Source organism: Planotetraspora kaengkrachanensis (assembly GCF_016862895.1).
GTDB classification, from domain to species: Bacteria; Actinomycetota; Actinomycetes; order Streptosporangiales; family Streptosporangiaceae; genus Planotetraspora; species Planotetraspora kaengkrachanensis.
This window is the reverse complement of sequence record NZ_BONV01000003.1, coordinates 252,852-271,431: the sequence shown is the minus strand read 5'-3', so window position 1 is coordinate 271,431 and position 18,580 is coordinate 252,852. Positions and strand designations below refer to the sequence as shown.

Sequence of the window (18,580 nt, the reverse complement as noted above, 5' to 3'; positions counted from 1 at the left end):
GGTTCACGTTCACGGCCCACCCTCCCGGGGCGCTGCGACGGTTTGATGGGCGACGCGCGCTCTGTCACGCTGGCCCGGTGAGGATCCTTCACGTCAGTGACTGCTACCTCCCACGGCTCGGGGGAATCGAGGTCCAGGTCGCCGACCTCGTCAGAGTGCAGCGCGAGGCCGGGCACGACGTCGAGGTGGCGACGGCGACGCCGGGGGACGGCCTGCCGGGCGTTCACCGCGTGGTGGCCCGCCTGCCCTTCGACCTGCCCGTGCATCCCCGCGGCACCACGCACCTGATCCGGAGGATGACCGCGGAGCGGCCCGACGTGGTCCACGTCCACGCGGGGGCGGCCTCGCCGTTCGCCTGGATGGGCGTGCGCGCCGCCGTACGCGCGGGCCTGCCGGTCGTCGTGACCGTCCACAGCATGTGGGATCCCGTGACGCGCGGTGCCTACCGGGCGTTGCAGAGCCTGTTCCAGTGGCGTCGCTGGGGTCTGGTCGCCACCGCGGTGAGCGAGGCGGCGGCCCGTCCGATCAGGGCGGTGGCCGGGCCGAACGTGCCCGTTCTCGTGGTGTCGAACGGGCTCGACGTCTCGGCGTGGCGCCCCACCGGCGAGCCGGCACGGGGGGAGGCGGTCCACGTGGTGGCGGTGGGGCGGCTGGCTCCGCGCAAGCAGCCGGTACGGCTGCTCAAGCTGCTGGAGGCGGCGCGCGCCCGCGTGCCGGAGGAGATCGCGATGCGGGCGACCATCGTGGGAGACGGGCCCGCGCGGGGACGGATGGAGCGACACCTGCGCACCAGGGGGATGGACTGGGTGGCGCTTCCCGGCCGGTTCAGCAGGGATCAGATCAAGGACCTGCTCGCCTCGGCCGACGTCTTCGTCGCCCCGGCGCCAAGGGAGTCGTTCGGGCTGGCGGCCCTCGAGGCCCGCTCGGCGGGGATCCCCGTGGTGGCCCGGATGCAGAGCGGTGTGGCGGACTTCGTCCGTCCCGGCAAGGAGGGCCTGCTGGGGCGCACCTTCGACGAGCTGGTCACATCTGTGGCGACGCTGGCCCGTGACAGCGAGCTGCGCCATGCCATCGCCGGTCACAACCGGGCGACCGAACCGGTGAAGTCCTCCTGGCCCGCGGTTCTGGAGGGTTTCGGCCGCTGCTACGAACTCGCGGCTGAGACCTCCTCAGCGAGCCGGGGCCTCCCCGGTACGTCCGGACCCTTCTGAGAAGCCGGGGCCTCTCAAAAAGGGAGGACCTTGCCCGAAGGGGTGCGCAGGTCGACGGGCTCGGGGTGCTTCGGTGGCCGGGGCCGGGGAATGATCTGCAACTTCTTCATCGGGGGCTGCCCTCCTCTCCAACTCTTGGTGTCATGATTCCCACGAAATCATCGGGTTTATCCTCGCCAGGCCATTTCCGCGTCACTTCTTGTTCTTGTACGGCGCGGGCGCTCGCAAAACCTCCGCACGGCCTCAGGCCACCCCGAGATCGCGGGAGACGCCGTTGCCGGCGTGCGCCCGGGGTGCCTGCCGCCCGAAGGTGCCGTGGGAAGACGAAACGGCGGCCGCCAGGGCGCCACGTCGTTGTGGAACACCTGGCGGCCGCCGTACGCGTCGCCGGGGAGCATCCCCAGCGTGCGGGCGTGCCGTCTGCGGCCCGGCGGTCTCGGGGCCGCGGACGGAGCCTGGCATGGCGGGCCGGGGGAGGCCCGGCCGCTCGGGCATCTCGTGCGCCGGCCAAGGCGTGAGAGTCGAATATGCCCGCCATATCGGGAGCGTAGAGAACCTATGTTTCAGCCAATCAGTGGAAATGTTTCAACTCATCTACCGATGGCTGATTAGTCCGTACTCACCGGCCCTCGGCCGCCGAGGTCAGCTCACGGACGCGAGGATCTGGTCGAAGACCGGGGTGAGCTTGGTGGCGGTGGGGGTGTCGGCGTTCACCAGGTAGACGTTCACCAGGCGGCCGCCACCCTCGACCAGGCCCTCCACGACCACCTTGTTCCGCTCGCACACGACGCCCTTGCCGGACTCGCGCTCCTTCCCGCCGAACCCGGAGCACGAGTCGGTGAACGCCTGCCGGACCGTGGCCACGTCACCTCCGGTCACGACGTCGGCCCGCAGGGCCAGCGGGTCCGAGCCCTGCTGCGGGGCGTCCGCGGCGGTGAACAGGCAGACGGTCGCCTTGATGGACTCGGCGGTCTCCAGCGGGTGGTTCTCCTCCGTCTCCCGCAACTCCCACGTGAGTGACGTGGTCTTCGAGAGGCTCTCCGCCGTGAGCGGGCAGCCGCCGGACGGCTTGGCCGCCGCGGTGGCCGCTCCCTTCGTGGCCCCGCCGCCGGACCCGCCGCCGTCGCCTGACGTGTCGCCCGTCGATCCGCAACCGGCAAGGAACGCTCCAGCGACGACGGCGATGACCATCTTGCTCACAGAATGCCGCATGGCTGCGACACCATCCTTTTCATCTGGTGAAACGCCCTGGGTGGGCGGGGGGTGCGCACGGCGGGGCCGCCGTGCGGTCGGCCGCGACGGCGGGGAGACGGGCCCGCCGGGGCCAGTGCCCCAGGAGCCGCTCACAGCCGCGCGGCGGCCTTGGCGGCGAGTTCCTCCATCGGCTTCTTGTTCGCCGCCGGGTCGGTGAGAAGAACGAGCCGGATCCCCACCCAAGTGCCCGACTTCAGGAAAAAGATCATGTTGTCTTCGTAGTGCGCCTCGTCGCCGACGCCGGGCACCTCGGTGAACTTGTGCTTCAGGCTGCGGTCGATGTCGAGGATCTTCTTGGCGCCGTCGCCGGCGTACACCTCGACCTGCGCCGTCGGCCCGGTCGTGGGTCCGGTGTAGGTGCAGGACGGCGTGCTCGGGTCGCCCGCGATCCCGTCGTTCAGCGGGGTGCCGGCCAGCTTCTCCGCTTCCTCGTGCGTCACGAGCTCGCACGCGTTGACGGCTCCCGCGGGAGCAGCCGCCGCGTCCGGTGTCGAGGGGGCGGCGGCCGGCTCCTCGGTCACGGTGACCGTCACCGTGGCAGTGGGCGCGGGGCTCGCCGCGGACGCGCCGCAGGCCGCGGTGGCCAGGGCGCCGGTGGTGAGGGACAGCGCGGTGGCCCACCGGAACAGGCGGGCACGCACTGATCGGCTGTTCATGAAGTCGACCTCAGCTCTTGCAGAGTGGAACGTCGGGTTGGGTGACGGTCCGGTTGACGATGTCCTTCTTCTTGACGTCCTTCTCCGTCGGGACCTTGACCTTCAGGGCCTTCTCGATCGCCTTGGAGAGCGGGGCGGAGAGGCTGATGCCCGCCCCTCCGCGCACCGTGAGCACGAGCGTCGTCCCCTTGCACTTCACGGCCGGCCCGGCGAGAGGCAGGCCGACGCGGCCGGCCGCCGACCCGTTGGTCAGCCCGAGGGAGGCCACGACGCCCACGTATGGCCCGGCCCCGGCGACGGGGAGGCCGACCATGATGCCGAATCGGAACTCCGCGGCCACGACGATGCCCTCGACGCCGATGGAGACGCCGCGCAGGGAGTCCATGATGCTCTTGCGCACCGAGAACGTGGGCGTCAGGACGGTCCCGCCGTCGAGCCCGAGAGGGCCGCTGAGCCCCCACTCGCCGCCTGCGGAGATCGTGGCGTTCTTCGCGGAGAACGCCGTCTCGACGAGGAGCTTGAACGTCTGCTTGACGGTCGCGGGGAGTCCGCCGATGAGGATCGGCTGCTTGAGCTCGACCGGCAGTTCGATGCGCGCCTTCTTGTTGTCGGTGTATCCGCCGCCCGCCCCCGCGTGCACCGAGATGGCGATGCCCGTGATCCCGAGCAACCGCAGCTGGGGCTTGAGGATGGTGCCGTTGGCGACGGTCATGCTGGACCTGACCCGCAGGTCGTTGAACTTCAGGGCGACGTCCAGGCCGACCTTCAGGCCCTTCTTGGCGGTCGCGGCGTGGTCGGCGTGGAGCGTGAGCTGGGTCGGGCTCTTGGCCGCCTGGAGCTCCCAGGGGCCCACCTTGGCCGGCTGCTTCTGCGGCCCCGGGCTCGGGGCGCGGCGGTCGCGGGCGACCAGCTGGAGGGCTGGAGCCGCGACGGCCACCGTGCCGGACGAGGCTGCGGGCGCGAAGGCGGACACCACGCGGGGGCCGCTCTCCGGCCGCCCCGGCAGGGGGGCGGGCGGCGCGGCGGTCCCTCCGGACGAGGCGCCGCCCTCGGGCACGGAGATCGAGTCGGCGCCCGCCGTGTCCGGGTCGACCTCTCCCAGGAGGTCGGGCAGCGCCTGGAACTGTTGCGCCTCGACGTCGAGCGGCTGGTCGACCGCGAAGGTGCCGTTGCGCACGATGTCGGTCAGCTCGACGGGGGCGAGCGTCACCGCGAGGCCGTCGTTCGAACGTTCCACCCGGACGACGCGGCCGGCGGCCTCGCCCGTGACGAACATGATCTTGCCTGGCCGTAAGTCCCCGGCTCCGTCGGCGTCTCGGTCGATCGTGTAGGTGAAGCCGTCCCCGCTGACCGAGCGGATGACGGTGCCGCCGCCCTTCACGATCACGACGTCCGGCTGGTACTCGACCGACGAGTCGGTCCGGGGTGCGTAACCGTAGGTGAGGTCGTCGTCGGCCTGAGGCGTGCCCGAGCCGGCGCCGCACGCGGCGACCAGCACGAGGCACAGAACGGTCAGCGCTCCGCAGACGCCGCCGCGGAGCGATCGGAACGGTTTCACGTGCGGTTCCGCCGCGTGGAGAAGGGGACCTCGATGCCGCCGGGGTCGTTGACGTGATGGAAGCCGCCTGACACGGCCATCGGACACCTCCGTCGAGGGGAGCAGCGTGGCAGCCGATGCTCTTTAGAGTGAGACTCTAGAGCCGTACTCTAAACAGATGACCGGAGGCAAGGGACAGCGCTCCGAACAGACGAAGAACAAGATTGTCGAAGCGGCGCACGCGCTGTTCATCGAGAACGGGTACGCCGGGACCACCTTCCAGGCCGTGGCCGACGCGGCGGGCGTCTCCGTCCAGACGGTCTACTTCCACTACGGAAGCAAGAGCAGGCTGCTCAGACGCGTCGTCGACGCCGCCTCTGCCGGTGACGGCGAACCGGGGCCACTGCTCGACCGCCCCTCGTTCGCCGCGCTCAGGGAGCCGGCGGATCCCGCCACGGCGATACGTCTCTGGGTGCGGGAGAGCGGCGCCGTCCTCGACCGGGTGGCCCCCGTCCTCACGGTGGTTCGCGACGCCGCGCCGGGCGATCCCGACATGGCGGCCCAGTGGGCGGACGACAGCGCCCGGCGCCGTGCCGCCCACGGGGCGTTCATCGCCGTCCTCACCGGCCTGCACGCCGTACGGCACGGCCTGAGCGAGCGCCGGGCGGTCGACGTCGCCGTCGCCTTGTTGTCGCCGGAACTGTTCCTCGTGCTGACCCGTGAGTGCGGGTGGACGGCGGCGGAATGGGAGGGGTGGGCCGCCGACCAGTTGGCGCACGCCCTGCTGCCCGGATAGGGCGGACCTGGCTGGACGGCTCACGCCATGGTCGCGGCGATCCGCTCGTAGGCGCCGAGCATGAGATCCCAGAAGCGGCGGGTGTCGATCGCGGTGCCGACGAGCGCGTTGGGGGCCCTGTCGCGCAGATGGAAGTCCACCACGGTCATCCCCGAGGTGAACCGCCCGGCGGTCTCGACCTCGACCACGGCCTGCTGGATCTCGATCAGGGTCGGGTCGATGAGGTAGGCGATCGCGCAGGCGTCGTGGATGGCGGGCCCGTCGTCCGCCGTGACCATCCCGTAGAACTCGGCGCACGGGACGAGCAGGTCGGCGCCCAGCCGTCCCATCTGCCGCATCCGGTCCACGACGGCGGTGGTCGCGAGCGCGGTGCGGCTGACGTCGAGGCCGATCATGGTGACGGTCCAGCCCGCGGCGAACACGATGGCCGCGGCCTCGGGATCGGCGACGATGTTGAACTCGGCCGCCGGGCTGTAGTTGCCCCGGGTGTAGGAGCCGCCGAGGATGACGAACTCGCGCGCCCAGTCCACGATCCTGGGCTCCTTGCGGACGGCCAGCGCCACGTTGGTCAGCGGGCCGATGGCGACGAGCGAGATCTCTCCGGGGGCGGACGCCAGCGTGTCGATGATGAAGTCGACCGCGTGGCCGTCCGCGGGGGGAAGCGTCGGCGCAGGCAGCCGCACCTGCCCGAGGCCCGAGTCCCCGTGCACCTCCGCCGCGTCGATCCTGGGCCGTAACAGGGCGCCCGCGCTGCCTGGGACGACGGGAACCTCGGGAAATCCGAGGAACTCGCGCAGTCGCAGCGCGTTCTCCGTCGTCTTCGCCAGGGAGACGTTGCCTCCGACCGTGGTGATCCCGATGATCTCCACCTGGGAGCTGCCATGGGCGAGGGTGATGGCCAGCGCGTCGTCTATGCCCGGGTCGCAGTCGATCAGGATCCTCTTCACCCGGGCAGCGTAGACCGGAGGCCGGCGGAGACTCCTCTCCGGCCGCCCGTTGATCTATCTGATAAGCGTGGGGTGCTTGATTCTGCGGCGCTTTCTCAAGGCGATCTCCATCTGACGCTCCATGATCCGGGCACGCTCGTGATCTCCCTGGCGGGCGCTCGACGCGGCGAGATTCGCCACCACGGCGAGTACGGCTTCCGCGACATCCTGCAGGCGCGATTGCGACGACCAGATCTCGTTCATCGGGTCGAGCCCGAGGACATTCAGCATCGCCCGCACGGAACGGCATTTCTCCGCGGCCCCCTCGCGGTCTCCCGCGGCGAGTGCGGCGTTGCCCGCTCCGACCGCCGAGTGGACGACGGCCAGCGCCTGCGACACGTTCAGGTCGCTGTCCATGGCCGCGCTGAACTGCGGCGGAAGCGAGCCGACGGCCGAACCGACGCGGAGCACGAACCGCTCGATCCTGCGGTAGGCCGTGGCCGCCTCCTCGACCGCCCCGACAGAGAATTCGACCGGTGAGCGATAGTGGGCGACGGCCAGGTAATAGCGGAGTTCCACCGGCCGAATGTGATCCAGGACGGCCCGGACGGCGAGCGGGTTGCGCACGTGCTTGCGGATTTTCTCGCCGCGGTGGGTGACCGGCCCGTTGTGCAGCCAGAAACGCGCGAACGCGTCTCCCGCCGCGTGCGACTGGGCCATTTCGTTCTCATGGTGGGGAAATATCAGATTGGCTCCGCCGCCGTGGATGTCGAATTCTCCGCCCAGATATCTCCGGGCCATGGCCGAACATTCCAGATGCCATCCGGGCCGTCCTTCTCCCCAGGGCGCCGACCAGAAGGGCTCGCCCGGTCTGGCGCGTTTCCACAGGGCGAAATCACGGGGGTCCCGTTTTCCCCGTTCGTTTTCCTCGGACCCGCGCATGTGCTGCGCCTGCTGCCGCGAGAGCGACCCGTAATGGGGATAGGAGTCGACCGAGAAATAGACGTCGCCTTCCGACTCGTAGGCGTGGCCGGTGGCGACGAGTTGCTCGATCATCTCGATCATCTCGGGGATGTGGCCGGTGGCCCGGGGCTCCACGCTGGGCGGAAGGCAGCCGAGCGTGGTGTAGGCGCGGGCGAAGGAGCGGTAGACGGGACCGGTGATCCGCCACCACGGCGTCCCCTCGGAAAGGGACCTGCTGATTATCTTGTCTTCGATGTCCGTGACGTTCCGGCATAGCAGTACTTTGTGGCCGGTGGTTTTCAACCAGCGGTGAAGAATGTCAAAACTCACCTGTGACCTGATCTGCCCGACATGCGGGGGAACGACCACGGTGGGGCCGCACAGGTAAATCGACACCATTCCGGGAATTCGAGGAGTGAAATCGCGGACCATGCGACGACTCGTGTCGTAAAGGCGAAGACCCACCCATCCGAGGGTAAGCGACTAATCCGCTCGCTGTCGATAGCGCTGCGCGGGCACGCGGCGCACAACGCGGAATACGCATTGTGAGACGTGCGGAAGGGGGAATAAGCGGACGGAGCCTTGTGGTTCGCGTTGACATGGAGACGACGAATCGAGGCCGCGTCCGCGTCGAGACGACGGCCAAGCGCGTGCGGGCCTTCGTGGACGGCCGGCCGGTGGCCGACAGCACCCACGCCCTCCTGGTCTGGGAGAGCCCGCACTACCCGACCTACTACTTCCCGGCCGGCGACGTCGACACGGACTCGCTCAAGGCGACCGGCGGGACCAGGCACTCTCCCAGCCGGGGTGACGGCCTCCTCCACGACGTGGGGGAGCGGAGGGACGCGGCCCTCCTCTACGGGGACGACGCCCCGCTGAAGGAGATCCGCGGGCACGTCCGGCTCGACTGGGATTCCATGGACAGCTGGTTCGAGGAGGACGAGGAGGTCTTCTTCCACGCCCGTGATCCGTACACGCGGGTGGACATCCTCCCGAGCTCACGGCACATCCGGGTGGAGGTGGGCGGGGTCACGGTCGCCGACTCGAGGCGCGCGCGGATCCTGTTCGAGACGGGGTTACGGCCGCGCTACTACCTGCCGAAGACCGATGTGCGGCTCGACCTGCTGACCCGGTCCGACACGGCGACCCACTGCCCGTACAAGGGCACCGCCGAGTACTGGTCGATCGGTGCGGACAAGGACCTCGTCTGGTCGTATCGGACGCCACTGCCCGAGAGTCAGAAGATCGCCGGCCTCGTCTCGTTCTACAACGAGAAGCTGGACATCTACGTGGACGGCGTCCTCGAGCAGCGGTGACCGGCCAGGCGGCTCAGCGGCGGATGACGTGCAGCACGCTCGCGATGCGCTCGGCTGCGGTGACGACGTCGGAGGCGTGCCCGATGCGACCGGCCCACGACAGCCAGTACCACCACTCGCCGTCGTTGGCGTTGGACGCGAGCACGTCCTCGGCCATGGCGGGGACCATCGGGTTGACCACGCGCAGCCGGGGATACAGCCCGGCCGGCGCCGTCAGGCGTACCTGGAACGAATGGGCCTCCAGCTGGGCGGCGAGCCGCTCCAAATGGTCCATCGCCTCACTGCGATCTGGCGTCATGGTCGGTCTCCGGAGGATGTCGGCACCTTTCACCTGGAAGCCTGAACCCGACCGGACCACCGGGCAATCCGCGCCGTTCCGCGAAACCGTGCAATAACCAGGGAATTCATCGACATTCCGTGGAACATCCTCGAGTCCGCGGCCACGAACGGGTAACGGTGCGAAGGCTCGGGTGCACCTCGCTTTACATTTGGGAAACATTCGTGCAGGGCGACACTCCAACCGCGGAGGGCAGCGCACATGGCCCGTGGAGAGCATTCACCCGCATGCGCCCGGCGCTGGCGTGAGCAGGCGGAAGGCCGCCAGTGGACGCTCTGGCAGACCGTCCAGGCGATCCACGGATGTTGCGGGGTGAGCCTGCTCAAGGCGCACCGCCTCGGCCGCGGGTGGTCGGCCAGGCAGGCGATCGAGGAGCTGGAGTTCCTCTGCGAGCGGCAGTCCCTCGGGCTGCCCCGCGCCAGCATCGACCTGCTGAACGCCTGGGAGAACAACCGGGCGCGACCCCGTCCCCAGACCATCGACCTGCTGGCCCGGCTGTACCGGGCCAACGCCGTACGGCTCGGCCTCGCGGGCGACTACTGCGAGGACCAGGGCGGGCAGAAGGTCGTCGTCGTCGGTCCCGGCGCGGCCGAAGAGACCGTCCATCCGGACGAGACCGGCGACGACGCCGAGCGGCGGGCGATGTTCCACCAGGCCATGCTCCTCGGCACGCCCAACGGCCGGTTCTTCGCCGAGGTCGAGGGCACCCGGCACGACCTCGACAGGACGCTGGCCGCCGGGTCGGTGACCGAGGACCAGCTCGACAGGCTCGACGAGCAGGTGCTGCGCTACCGCCGCGAGTACATGACCACGCCCCCGATGCCCATGTTGTGCCGCGTCATGCTGGAGATCTCCGACGTCAGGAAGCTGAGCGCCGCCCGCCAGCCGTCCTCGGTCCAGCGCCGCCTGCTGACCGCCACGACGATGCTCGCCCTGCTGTCGGCGGACGCGCTGATGAAGCTGGGCGACACCCGCCAGGCCCACTCCTGGTACGGCACAGCCCGCGCGGCCTCCGACGACGTGGGGGACCTGAGGTTGCGCGCCCTCGTCCGCGCGCAGCAGACGATGCTGCTCTACTACTACGGCGATCTCAACGAGACCGTCCGGCTGGCCAGGGAGGCCCGGATGCTCGCGGGGTCCGCCCCGAGCTCTCCCGCCGCGCTCGCCGCGGCCGCCGAGGCCCGGGCGCTCGCCCGGATGGGGGAGAGCAAGGCGGCCAGGCTCGCCCTGGCCGAGGCCGAGCAGATCTTCGCCAGGATGCGCGGCATGAGCCAGGACGACCTGGCCTTCGTCTTCACCGAGAAGCGCATGAAGTTCTACCGGACCGGGACGCTGATCGAACTGGGCGACGCCGAGGACTTCGACGGCCTCGACGGGTCCTCCTCCGGCTTCCACACGATCGACCCGGCCCTCATCCAGCTCGACCAGGCCAGCCAGCTGGCCAGGCACGGGGACCACGAGGAGGCGTGCAGGATCGCGGCCGACGCGTTGAGACAGGTGCCGGCCGAGCATCGCACCTCGATCGTCGTCACCCGCGCGAAGGCGCTGCTGGCCGACATCGACCCGACTCTGCCGTCCGTACGGCACCTGCGGCGGGTCCTGTCCGAGTCCTCACCGCGGCTCGCCCTGGACAGCGTGCTGTGAGGCGGCGATGAGGGCCGCAGGCCGCCTCTCGCTCGCCGAGGAGGCGTTCGGCCTTCTGCGTGAGGTGTGCGGCGAACTGGGGGTGGACTCCCGGGGCGCCCAGCTCATGCGGTTGCGCAGCAACGCGGTGTTCAAGCTGCGCGGCGACATGGTCGTGCGGATCGCCACGGCCCCCGACGCCCTGACGCGGCTGCCCGTGGTGCTGGCGGTCGCACGCTGGCTCGCCGACCGGGGTTTCCCGACCGTGCGCCCGGTGGACGAGATCCCGGGCCAGCCGATCGTGTACGACGACAGGGTGGTGACCTTCTGGCGGTACGTGCGGTCCAAGGGCCGGCCCACCACCCAGGAACTCGGCAGGGTCCTGCGGAACCTGCACCGCGAGCCCGTGCCCCCCATGCCGCTGCGCCGGCTCACCGACCCGCTCGCGGAGGTGCGTCACGCCGTCGAGCACCGGGCGGAGGTGCTGACCGCGGGGCAGCGGGCCTGGCTCGGCGACCGGATCGAGGAGCTCACCGGGCGCTGGGGCGACCTGGAGACCGGCCCTCCCGTCCTGCTGCACGGCGACGCGTGGATCGACAACCTGCTGCGCTGCCAGGACGGCAACGTCGTGCTGCTCGACTGGGACGGGGTCGCGGTCGGCCCCCGCGAATGGGACCTCGTGCACACCTACCACGGGCAGCGCCGATTCGGGCTGTCCGCCGCCGACGTCGAGGAGTTCGCCCGGGCGTACGGCGCCGACCTGCGGCAATGGCCCGGGTACGGCACTCTGATGGAGGTCCGGGACATGTACGCGGTGGGAATCCACATTCGCAACGCCCTTGGAGACCCGTTCTCCCGGCAGGAACTTCCCCGCAGGCTCGACTCGTTGACCCGGGGTGACGGCCACGCGAGATGGTACATGGCATCGCCCGCATAGGTATTCGGCGATCCGGGTACTCTCCGGATAGGCTGTTGTTGTTGCGGCGGTGATTTCCTAGAACGTGTTTACTGGGGAATCACCCGGCAGCGGGCGTGCTTGCTTGCTTTTCCAGCGTCATACGCGGATGCAGGGTAAGGTCCGCTGAGCAGCCCCGTGTCTCCGACCTGGTGACATGGTGAGGCTCCCGTAAAGGAGAAGCAGTTGTCTGAAGGCACCGTCAAGTGGTTCAACGCCGAAAAGGGCTTCGGGTTCATCGCTCCTGACGACGGTACACCTGACGTGTTCGTTCACTACTCGGCGATCACCTCGAGTGGTTACCGAAGCCTGGACGAGAACCAGCGCGTCAGTTTTGTGACCGTTCAGGGGGCCAAGGGTCCGCAGGCCGAGCAGGTCACGCCCCTCTAGGCTCAGAAGAGAAGTCCAAACGCCGTGGCTCGCGCTTCATGAGCGCGGCATATCGAAAAATCCGGACCCGCGTCGCATGGGCGGCGCGGGTTCCGGATGTTTTACCGGCTTTTTGCCGGGAAGTCGCCATCTCCATGAGGCTGAGCGTCACATCGGACCTGTGGTGGAAGAACGCGGTCGTTTACTGTCTTGATGTCGAGACATATGCCGACGGAAACGGCGACGGTATCGGGGATTTCCGCGGGGCCGTCCAACGAATCGACCATCTCGACCGGCTGGGCGTGACGTGCATCTGGCTGATGCCGTTTTTCCCCACCCCTGACCGTGACGACGGCTACGACATCACCGATTTCTACGCGGTCGACCCGCGACTGGGCACGCTCGGCGACTTCGTGGAGTTCATGCGCGTCGCCAGGGACCGGGGCATCCGGGTGATCGCCGACCTCGTCGTGAACCACACCTCCGACCGGCACCCGTGGTTCGTGGACGCCCGATCGGGCCGGGACTCGCGGTATCGCGACTGGTACATCTGGTCCGACGAACCCGAGCCCGACGACCCCGAGGGAGTGGTGTTCCCCGACAAGGAGAACAGCCTGTGGGAGTTCGACGAGAAGACGGGCCAGTATTACTTCCACCGGTTCTACCGCTTCCAGCCGGATCTCAACACCTCCAACCCGGAGGTGCGTGACGAGATCGCGCGGATCCTCGGATTCTGGATGGAACTCGGCCTGTCCGGCTTCCGCGTCGACGCCGTGCCGTTCCTGGTGGAGCAGGTCGCAGACTCCGGCGGAGACAGGCTCCCCGACCCGCACGAGTTCTTCGCCGACCTGCGGGCCTTCCTGAACCGCAGGGACGGCGGGGCCGCCCTGCTGGGCGAGGTCAACCTGCCCTACGACGACCTGGTGAAGTATTTCGGCGACGCGCTCGGCAACCAGATCACGATGTGCTTCGACTTCATCGGCATGCAGAACATGTACCTCTCACTGGCGCGCGGCGACGCCGGGCCGCTCGCGGCGGCACTCGGGGAGCGTCCCCGGCCGCCCAGGGACGCCCACTGGGCGACCTTCGTGCGCAACCACGACGAGCTGACGCTGGACAAGCTCAGCGACTCCGAGCGTCAGGAGGTCTTCGCGGCCTTCGGCGCGGACGAGGACATGCAGCTCTACGGCCGGGGCCTGCGCCGGCGCCTGCCCACCATGCTCGGAGGCGACCTCGAGCGGATCAAGATGGTCTACAGCCTGCTGTTCTCCCTGCCCGGAACCCCCGTCCTGTTCTACGGGGAGGAGATCGGCATGGGGGAGAACCTCGCTCTGGAGGGCCGGCAGGCCGTCCGCACGCCGATGCAGTGGACCCCCAACCGCAACGGCGGCTTCAGCACGGCCGCCCCCTCGAAGATCCACAACGCCATGCCTTCGGGGGACTACGGCCCCGAACGCGTCAACGTCAGCGCCCAGGAGCGCGACCCGGACTCCCTGCTGCTCTGGATCACCCGGCTCATCCGGCACTACCGGGACTGTCCCGAGCTCGCCTGGGGCGAATACTCCGTGCTCGACTGCGGGGCCCGCTCGGTGCTTGCCCACCGGGCCGACGCCGAGGGGGAGACGGTCCTCGCCGTGCACAACTTCAGCGAGCGGGAGACGGAGGCCGAGGTCGTCCTCGACGGCCTCGACTCGTCCAAGGTGCTCACCGATCTCCTCGTGGACGGGACCGTGGAGATCTCCGGCGAGGGACGTGCGCGGTTCCGCCTCGGCAGGTACGGATGCCGCTGGTTCCGCGTGTCCACCCCCGAGACCGCCCCCGCCGACTCCGCGGGTTCTTCCTAGGGGGAGCCTCAGGGGCCGGTCCGGTGGATCTCCGATGGGCCGGCGTCCTCCCCGCGGCCACAGTGATGAGCCATGGGGATCACTTTTACCTTCGCTGGAAACCCGTATGACGTCGCACGACGCGGAAGGGGCCGGGCGTTCGCCGGGCCGCCGGCGGATCTCACCCGGGTCGCGTCCCACGCGCTGATCGGCGCGGGCAGCCTCGGCATGGTGCTCCTGCACCTCGTGTCAGGGCTCGACCCCCTGCACGACGTGATCAGTCAGTTCGTCTTCGCGCCGTACGGCTGGCTGCTGCCCGCCTCGCTGGTTCTGCTCGCGTGCGGCTCGGTTCTGACGGCCCTCAGGCTGGCGCGGCTGGACCGCCGGGCGGCGTTGCTGACCGGGCTGTGGAGTTGCTGTCTGCTGCTGGTGGCGGGATTCCCCACGGACAGGCCGGGGTTGTCCCTGTCGATGTCCGGGGGGATCCACCGATACGCGGCGGCCGTCGCCTTCGTCAGCGTGCCGGTCGCGGGACTGATCCTCTCCCGGGTCGCCGGCTCACGCCTGATCCGGGTGATCAGCGTGGTCACGCTGGCGCTGGCCGCACTGGTGCTCGCGCCGTACGTCGCCAAGACGCTGGGCCAGGACCTCGGGATGATCCCCGCGGGACTGACCCAGCGCCTCACCGTGTTCTCCGACGTGACCGGGCTGATCGCGATGGCGCTGCTGCCCGCCCGCGTGGCGGCCGGGCGGCGGCGGTCAGATCAGGCCGAGCTCCTTGACGGCGTCCCGCTCCTCGACCAGTTCGCGCACCGAGGCGTCGATGCGGCCCCGGGAGAACGCGTCGATCTCCAGACCCTGGACGATCTCCCAGCGGCCGTTCCTCGACACGACGGGGAACGAGGAGATGATGCCCTCGGCCACGCCGTACGAGCCGTCGGAGGGGATGGCGGCCGAGGTCCAGTCGCCCTCGGGCGTGCCGTTCACCCAGTCGTGGACGTGGTCGATCGCGGCGTTGGCGGCCGACGCGGCGGAGGATGCGCCGCGGGCCTCGATGATCGCCGCACCGCGCTTGGCCACCGTCGGGATGAAGGTGTCGCGCAGCCACTCCTCGTCGACCTGCTCGGCGGCGATCTTGCCGCCGACCTCGGCGTGGAAGAGGTCCGGGTACTGCGTGGCGGAGTGGTTGCCCCAGATCGTCATCTTCTTGATCTCGGAGACCGGGACGCGCAGCTTGGCGGACAGCTGCGAGAGCGCCCGGTTGTGGTCGAGGCGCGTCATCGCGGTGAACCGCTCGGCGGGGACGTCGGGCGCCGCCGACTGGGCGATGAGGGCGTTGGTGTTGGCCGGGTTGCCGACGACCAGGACGCGGATGTCGTCGGCCGCGTGGTCGTTGATCGCCTTGCCCTGGGGGCCGAAGATGCCGCCGTTGGCCTGGAGGAGGTCGCCCCGCTCCATGCCCGCCGTGCGCGGCCGGGCGCCGACGAGCAGCGCGATGTTGGCGCCGTCGAAGGCCTTGGCCGGGTCGTCGGAGATCTCGATGCCCCGCAGCAGCGGGAACGCGCAGTCGTCGAGCTCCATCGCGGTGCCCTCGGCGGCCTTGACCGCCTGAGGGATCTCCAGCAGGCTCAGCGTCACCGGGGTGTCGGCGCCCAGGAGCTGGCCTGAGGCGATGCGGAAGAGCAGCGCGTAACCGATCTGGCCGGCCGCGCCGGTGACGGTCACTTTGACGGTCATGACGATCCCCATTCGCGATAAGTGTGACTCACGGATGCTACTCGCCCGGAGCCCCGCAGGCGGTGCTGAGGTGCCCTCAGCGCGCCGGGCCGGGGCCCGTCGAGGCCGCGGTTCCAGAAGCTGATCCAGTCCCCCGTCAAGCGGCTCCGGCGTTATGTGGCGCCGGGGTGGGAGGGGCCGTGCGGATCCCGGCAGTGCGGGCCGTCCTCGCCGATCATCAGGAGTCCGGGAGAGGCGTGGTCCACCTGGAGCGTCGTGTGCTCGATGCCGTACGTGTCGTGCAGCATGGCCTCGGTGGCCTGCCGTACGGCATGGCAGTCGGAGCCGGGGGCGACGAGCACGTGCGCGGACAGAGCCGCGTAGCCCGAGGTGACCGTCCAGATGTGCAGGTCGTGCACCTCGACGACGTGCTCCGTCGCCGCCATCCGCGCGCCGACCTCGTCGGGCGACATGCCTGGGGGCGCGGCCTCGAGGAAGACGCGGCCGGAGTCGCGGACCAGGCCCCAGCCCGCCTTGGCCATCAGGGCGGCCACGACCAGTGCGGCGATGGCGTCCGCACGGGCCCAGCCGGTGAGCCAGACCACGAGACCCGCCACCGCCGTGGCGATGAACGCGTAGAGATCGCTGAGTATGTGCTGGAAGGCGCCCTCGACGTTGAGACTCGACCGGTTGGCCTTGCTGATGAGCCAGGCCGCGACCACGTTGACGACGATGCCCACGAGACCGGTCACGGTCACGAGCAGGCCCTCGACCACGGGCGGCGACACCAGCCGGTGCACGCCCTCCGCGACGAAGAACACCGTGAGCAGCAGCAGCGTGATGCCGTTGATCTGCGCGCTGATGATCTCCACGCGCTTGAGCCCGTAGGTGAAGCCGCCCTTGGCGGGACGGGCGGCGATCCTCATGGCGACGAGCGCCAGCCCGATCGCGGCGGCGTCGGTCAGCATGTGGCCGGCGTCGGAGAGCAGCGCCAGGGAGCCGGCCACCAGGCCGGTCACCACCTCGGCCGCCATGAAGCCGAGGATCAGGAGCAGAGCGCCGAGGAGGGGCCGCCGGTCGGCGTCCGCGCGCACGGCGTGCCCGTGCCCGTGGCCGTGCCCGTGTTCCCGGTGGCCGGGTTCCTGGTCGAGCCAGACGCCGTGATCCTGGCCGGCCCGCTGGTCAGTCACGGGAACCGGCCTCGTCGTGGGTCACGTGGGCAAGGCCGAGGTCGAAGAGCATCCGGACGTGGGAGTCGGCCAGCCGGTAGTACGCCATCCGGCCCGACCGCCGTACCTTCACGACGCGGTTGAGCCTGAGCAGCCGCAGCGCGTGGGAGACGGCCGACTCGCTCTGGCCGCACGCCGCCGCGAGGTCGCAGACGCACATCTCCCCGCCTTCGAGGAGCGCGGCCATCAGCCGGAGCCGCCCGGGGTCGGACAGGAGCCCGAACACCTGGGCCAGGCCCTCGATCGCCGGCTCAGGGGGGAGCGACGCCATGACGGCGCTCACCCGGTCGGCGTCGACCACCCGTGCGTGTGAAGAGGTGCTCATATGAGCGATGGTATGCGCCTAATGGGTGATTGGCCCGGCGGCTCCCGTACTGCGAGCGCCGTCGGGCCCGGCCGGCCGCGGCGCCACGGCCGGCCCCCGCGATGATCGGGTCAGGCGTAGTGGTCGCGGCTTCCGCCGGAGCGGGTCAGCTTGACGACGACGGACACGATCAGCGCGACGGCGCCGATGATCAGTAGCCACTTCAGCGCACCGAAGATGAGGCCGATGATCGAACCGAGCAGGAAGAAGCCGACGATGACCGCCGCTGCGATGAGGAGAATGCGTCCCATGTCTTCACCGTAAGCGCCCCCCGCCCCGCGATCACAGGGCGGGAGGCCAAGTTCAGGGGCGCCTCAGGGACATCTCAGGGGTCAGTCGTTGGCGTGGAGCGCGGAGTTCAGCTCGATGCCCGTCCCTGCCCGGTGGACCGCCTCGACCGCACCGGTCGTGGAGTTGCGGCGCAGCAGGAGCCCGCTCTTGCCGGACAGTTCCCTGCCCTTCACGATCTCCCCGCCGGGCAGGGTGACCTTGGTGCCCGCGGTGACGTAGAGGCCGGCCTCGACCACGCAGTCGTCGCCGAGGGAGATGCCGATCCCCGAGTTGGCGCCCAGGAGGCACCGCTCGCCGACCGAGATGATCTCCTTGCCGCCGCCGGACAGGGTGCCCATGATCGAGGCGCCGCCGCCGACGTCCGAGCCGTCGCCGACGACGACCCCGGCCGAGATCCTGCCCTCGACCATCGAGGCGCCGACGGTGCCGGCGTTGAAGTTGACGAAACCCTCGTGCATGACGGTGGTGCCGCTCGCCAGATGCGCGCCGAGCCGTACGCGGTCGGCGTCGGCGATGCGGACCCCCGCGGGCAGCACGTAGTCGACCATCCGGGGGAACTTGTCCACCCCGTAGACGGTCACGGGGCCGCGGGCGCGCAGGCGGAGCCGTACGGCCTCGAAACCCTCGACCACGCACGGGCCGTGGTTGGTCCACACGACGTTGGACAACAGTCCGAAGACCCCGTCCAGGTTGAGGCCGTGGGGGCGCACGAGGCGGGCGGACAGCAGATGGAGCCGCAGGTACGCGTCATGGGCGTCGACCGGAGGCGCGGAAAGGTCGGCGATCCCGGTGCGCACCGCCACGACCTCGACGCCGCGGGCGGGGTCCGGCCCCAGGAGCGCGGCCAGGTCCTCGTCGAGACCGGCCACCGCGAGGCGCTCCGTTCCGCTGACGGGCGGCTCGCCCAGTGTGGGGGAGGGGTACCACGTGTCGAGGACGGTGCCGTCGGCCGCGATCGTCGCGACGCCGATTCCGTGGGCGCCCGAGGTTGTGGGGTCCATAGCTGTCATGGCACCCAACGCTACCGGCATCGCCAGGTGAGAGCCGGGGGCGGAGCCGCCTGGGGACGGACGGCGGACGAACTGCTCAAATTTTCCCGCTAAATCCCCCGGTTTTATGGCATTTCATGTTAGTTCGCACGAGCTCTGGGGAGAACTCGTTCCCCGGAAGGTTCTGCGCCATTCGCGGAGTCGTGCGATCCGCGTGGACGCCGA

General features: G+C 69.8%; 18 protein-coding genes and 1 pseudogene. 8 read left to right on the top strand and 11 right to left on the bottom strand.

Features of this window, described 5'->3' with window-relative positions; all coding sequences use genetic code 11:
- Window positions 1-77: 77 nt before the first annotated feature.
- Window positions 78-1,211 carry a glycosyltransferase family 4 protein gene (locus tag Pka01_RS05885; RefSeq protein WP_203881559.1) on the top strand — a complete coding sequence of 378 codons (1,134 nt, stop codon included), beginning with the start codon at window positions 78-80 and terminating at the stop codon, window positions 1,209-1,211.
- A 642-nt stretch (window positions 1,212-1,853) separates the two neighbouring features.
- On the opposite strand, the gene Pka01_RS05880 is transcribed toward Pka01_RS05885, so the two are convergent.
- The 3 genes from Pka01_RS05880 to Pka01_RS05870 form a co-directional block, all read right to left on the bottom strand.
- Window positions 1,854-2,423, bottom strand: a complete 570-nt coding sequence (locus Pka01_RS05880; RefSeq protein WP_203881558.1) for a hypothetical protein — start codon at window positions 2,421-2,423, stop codon at window positions 1,854-1,856.
- A gap of 131 nt (window positions 2,424-2,554) precedes the next feature.
- A complete protein-coding gene (locus Pka01_RS05875) occupies window positions 2,555-3,121 on the bottom strand; it encodes a hypothetical protein (protein WP_203881557.1) in 567 nt (188 codons plus the stop codon).
- Between the two features lie 10 nt (window positions 3,122-3,131).
- Complete coding sequence (locus tag Pka01_RS05870) at window positions 3,132-4,679, bottom strand: hypothetical protein (RefSeq protein WP_203881556.1); 1,548 nt, start codon at window positions 4,677-4,679, stop codon at window positions 3,132-3,134.
- 157 nt (window positions 4,680-4,836) lie between these two features.
- On the opposite strand from Pka01_RS05870, the gene Pka01_RS05865 reads away from it, so the two are divergent.
- Complete coding sequence (locus Pka01_RS05865) at window positions 4,837-5,454, top strand: TetR/AcrR family transcriptional regulator (RefSeq protein ID WP_203881555.1); 618 nt, start codon at window positions 4,837-4,839, stop codon at window positions 5,452-5,454.
- A 20-nt stretch (window positions 5,455-5,474) separates the two neighbouring features.
- Here the strand turns inward: Pka01_RS05865 and Pka01_RS05860 are convergent, their stop codons facing one another.
- Entirely contained in the window at window positions 5,475-6,401 is a 927-nt protein-coding gene (locus Pka01_RS05860) for a nucleoside hydrolase (RefSeq protein ID WP_203881554.1), read from the bottom strand.
- Window positions 6,402-6,455: 54 nt separating this feature from the next.
- The gene (gene cysS, locus Pka01_RS05855; RefSeq protein WP_203881553.1) at window positions 6,456-7,808 is read right to left on the bottom strand and encodes a cysteine--tRNA ligase; all 1,353 of its coding nucleotides are present in this window, start codon (window positions 7,806-7,808) and stop codon (window positions 6,456-6,458) included.
- A 134-nt stretch (window positions 7,809-7,942) separates the two neighbouring features.
- Between cysS and Pka01_RS05850 the strand changes: the two genes are divergently transcribed.
- Window positions 7,943-8,659 (top strand): DUF427 domain-containing protein, encoded by a 717-nt coding sequence (locus tag Pka01_RS05850; RefSeq protein ID WP_203881552.1) that lies wholly within the window; start codon window positions 7,943-7,945, stop codon window positions 8,657-8,659.
- Window positions 8,660-8,672: 13 nt separating this feature from the next.
- On the opposite strand, the gene Pka01_RS05845 is transcribed toward Pka01_RS05850, so the two are convergent.
- A complete protein-coding gene (locus Pka01_RS05845; RefSeq protein WP_203881551.1) occupies window positions 8,673-8,957 on the bottom strand; it encodes a hypothetical protein in 285 nt (94 codons plus the stop codon).
- Window positions 8,958-9,197: 240 nt separating this feature from the next.
- On the opposite strand from Pka01_RS05845, the gene Pka01_RS05840 reads away from it, so the two are divergent.
- From Pka01_RS05840 to Pka01_RS41535, 5 genes and pseudogenes are all read left to right on the top strand, one after another.
- A complete protein-coding gene (locus Pka01_RS05840; protein WP_203881550.1) occupies window positions 9,198-10,640 on the top strand; it encodes a helix-turn-helix domain-containing protein in 1,443 nt (480 codons plus the stop codon).
- Window positions 10,641-10,647: 7 nt separating this feature from the next.
- Window positions 10,648-11,556: a phosphotransferase enzyme family protein gene (locus tag Pka01_RS05835; RefSeq protein WP_203881549.1), complete on the top strand. Its 909-nt coding sequence runs from the start codon at window positions 10,648-10,650 to the stop codon at window positions 11,554-11,556.
- Between the two features lie 204 nt (window positions 11,557-11,760).
- Entirely contained in the window at window positions 11,761-11,964 is a 204-nt protein-coding gene (locus Pka01_RS05830; protein WP_203881548.1) for a cold-shock protein, read from the top strand.
- A 134-nt stretch (window positions 11,965-12,098) separates the two neighbouring features.
- A complete protein-coding gene (locus Pka01_RS05825) occupies window positions 12,099-13,787 on the top strand; it encodes an alpha-amylase family protein (protein WP_203881547.1) in 1,689 nt (562 codons plus the stop codon).
- A 72-nt stretch (window positions 13,788-13,859) separates the two neighbouring features.
- Window positions 13,860-14,432, top strand: a pseudogene (locus Pka01_RS41535) (DUF998 domain-containing protein); the annotation flags it as partial.
- Between the two features lie 93 nt (window positions 14,433-14,525).
- Here the strand turns inward: Pka01_RS41535 and Pka01_RS05815 are convergent.
- From Pka01_RS05815 to dapD, 5 genes are all read right to left on the bottom strand, one after another.
- On the bottom strand, window positions 14,526-15,503 hold the full coding sequence (locus Pka01_RS05815; protein WP_203881546.1) for a malate dehydrogenase: 978 nt from the start codon (window positions 15,501-15,503) through the stop codon (window positions 14,526-14,528).
- A 152-nt stretch (window positions 15,504-15,655) separates the two neighbouring features.
- Window positions 15,656-16,672 (bottom strand): cation diffusion facilitator family transporter, encoded by a 1,017-nt coding sequence (locus Pka01_RS05810; RefSeq protein ID WP_239114761.1) that lies wholly within the window; start codon window positions 16,670-16,672, stop codon window positions 15,656-15,658.
- Window positions 16,665-17,036 carry an ArsR/SmtB family transcription factor gene (locus Pka01_RS05805; RefSeq protein ID WP_203881545.1) on the bottom strand — a complete coding sequence of 124 codons (372 nt, stop codon included), beginning with the start codon at window positions 17,034-17,036 and terminating at the stop codon, window positions 16,665-16,667. Before Pka01_RS05805 ends, Pka01_RS05810 begins: the two co-directional genes overlap by 8 nt.
- 110 nt (window positions 17,037-17,146) lie before the next feature.
- Window positions 17,147-17,326 carry a hypothetical protein gene (locus tag Pka01_RS05800; protein ID WP_203881544.1) on the bottom strand — a complete coding sequence of 60 codons (180 nt, stop codon included), beginning with the start codon at window positions 17,324-17,326 and terminating at the stop codon, window positions 17,147-17,149.
- Window positions 17,327-17,407: 81 nt separating this feature from the next.
- Window positions 17,408-18,367, bottom strand: coding sequence for a 2,3,4,5-tetrahydropyridine-2,6-dicarboxylate N-succinyltransferase (gene dapD / locus Pka01_RS05795; protein ID WP_275414432.1), 960 nt, complete (start codon window positions 18,365-18,367; stop codon window positions 17,408-17,410).
- Between the last annotated feature and the right edge of the window lie 213 nt (window positions 18,368-18,580).

Bases quoted from the DNA above. Each gene is read 5' to 3' on its own strand.
- Pka01_RS05880 (WP_203881558.1), bottom strand. From the start codon at position 2,423: ATGCGGCATTCTGTGAGCAAGATGGTCATCGCCGTCGTCGCTGGAGCG.
- Pka01_RS05875 (WP_203881557.1), bottom strand. From the start codon at position 3,121: ATGAACAGCCGATCAGTGCGTGCCCGCCTGTTCCGGTGGGCCACCGCG.
- Pka01_RS05865 (WP_203881555.1), top strand. From the start codon at position 4,837: ATGACCGGAGGCAAGGGACAGCGCTCCGAACAGACGAAGAACAAGATT.
- Pka01_RS05850 (WP_203881552.1), top strand. From the start codon at position 7,943: ATGGAGACGACGAATCGAGGCCGCGTCCGCGTCGAGACGACGGCCAAG.
- Pka01_RS05845 (WP_203881551.1), bottom strand. From the start codon at position 8,957: ATGACGCCAGATCGCAGTGAGGCGATGGACCATTTGGAGCGGCTCGCC.
- Pka01_RS05840 (WP_203881550.1), top strand. From the start codon at position 9,198: ATGGCCCGTGGAGAGCATTCACCCGCATGCGCCCGGCGCTGGCGTGAG.
- Pka01_RS05835 (WP_203881549.1), top strand. From the start codon at position 10,648: ATGAGGGCCGCAGGCCGCCTCTCGCTCGCCGAGGAGGCGTTCGGCCTT.
- Pka01_RS05825 (WP_203881547.1), top strand. From the start codon at position 12,099: ATGAGGCTGAGCGTCACATCGGACCTGTGGTGGAAGAACGCGGTCGTT.
- Pka01_RS05815 (WP_203881546.1), bottom strand. From the start codon at position 15,503: ATGACCGTCAAAGTGACCGTCACCGGCGCGGCCGGCCAGATCGGTTAC.
- Pka01_RS05805 (WP_203881545.1), bottom strand. From the start codon at position 17,036: ATGAGCACCTCTTCACACGCACGGGTGGTCGACGCCGACCGGGTGAGC.
- Pka01_RS05800 (WP_203881544.1), bottom strand. From the start codon at position 17,326: ATGGGACGCATTCTCCTCATCGCAGCGGCGGTCATCGTCGGCTTCTTC.
- dapD (WP_275414432.1), bottom strand. From the start codon at position 18,367: ATGGACCCCACAACCTCGGGCGCCCACGGAATCGGCGTCGCGACGATC.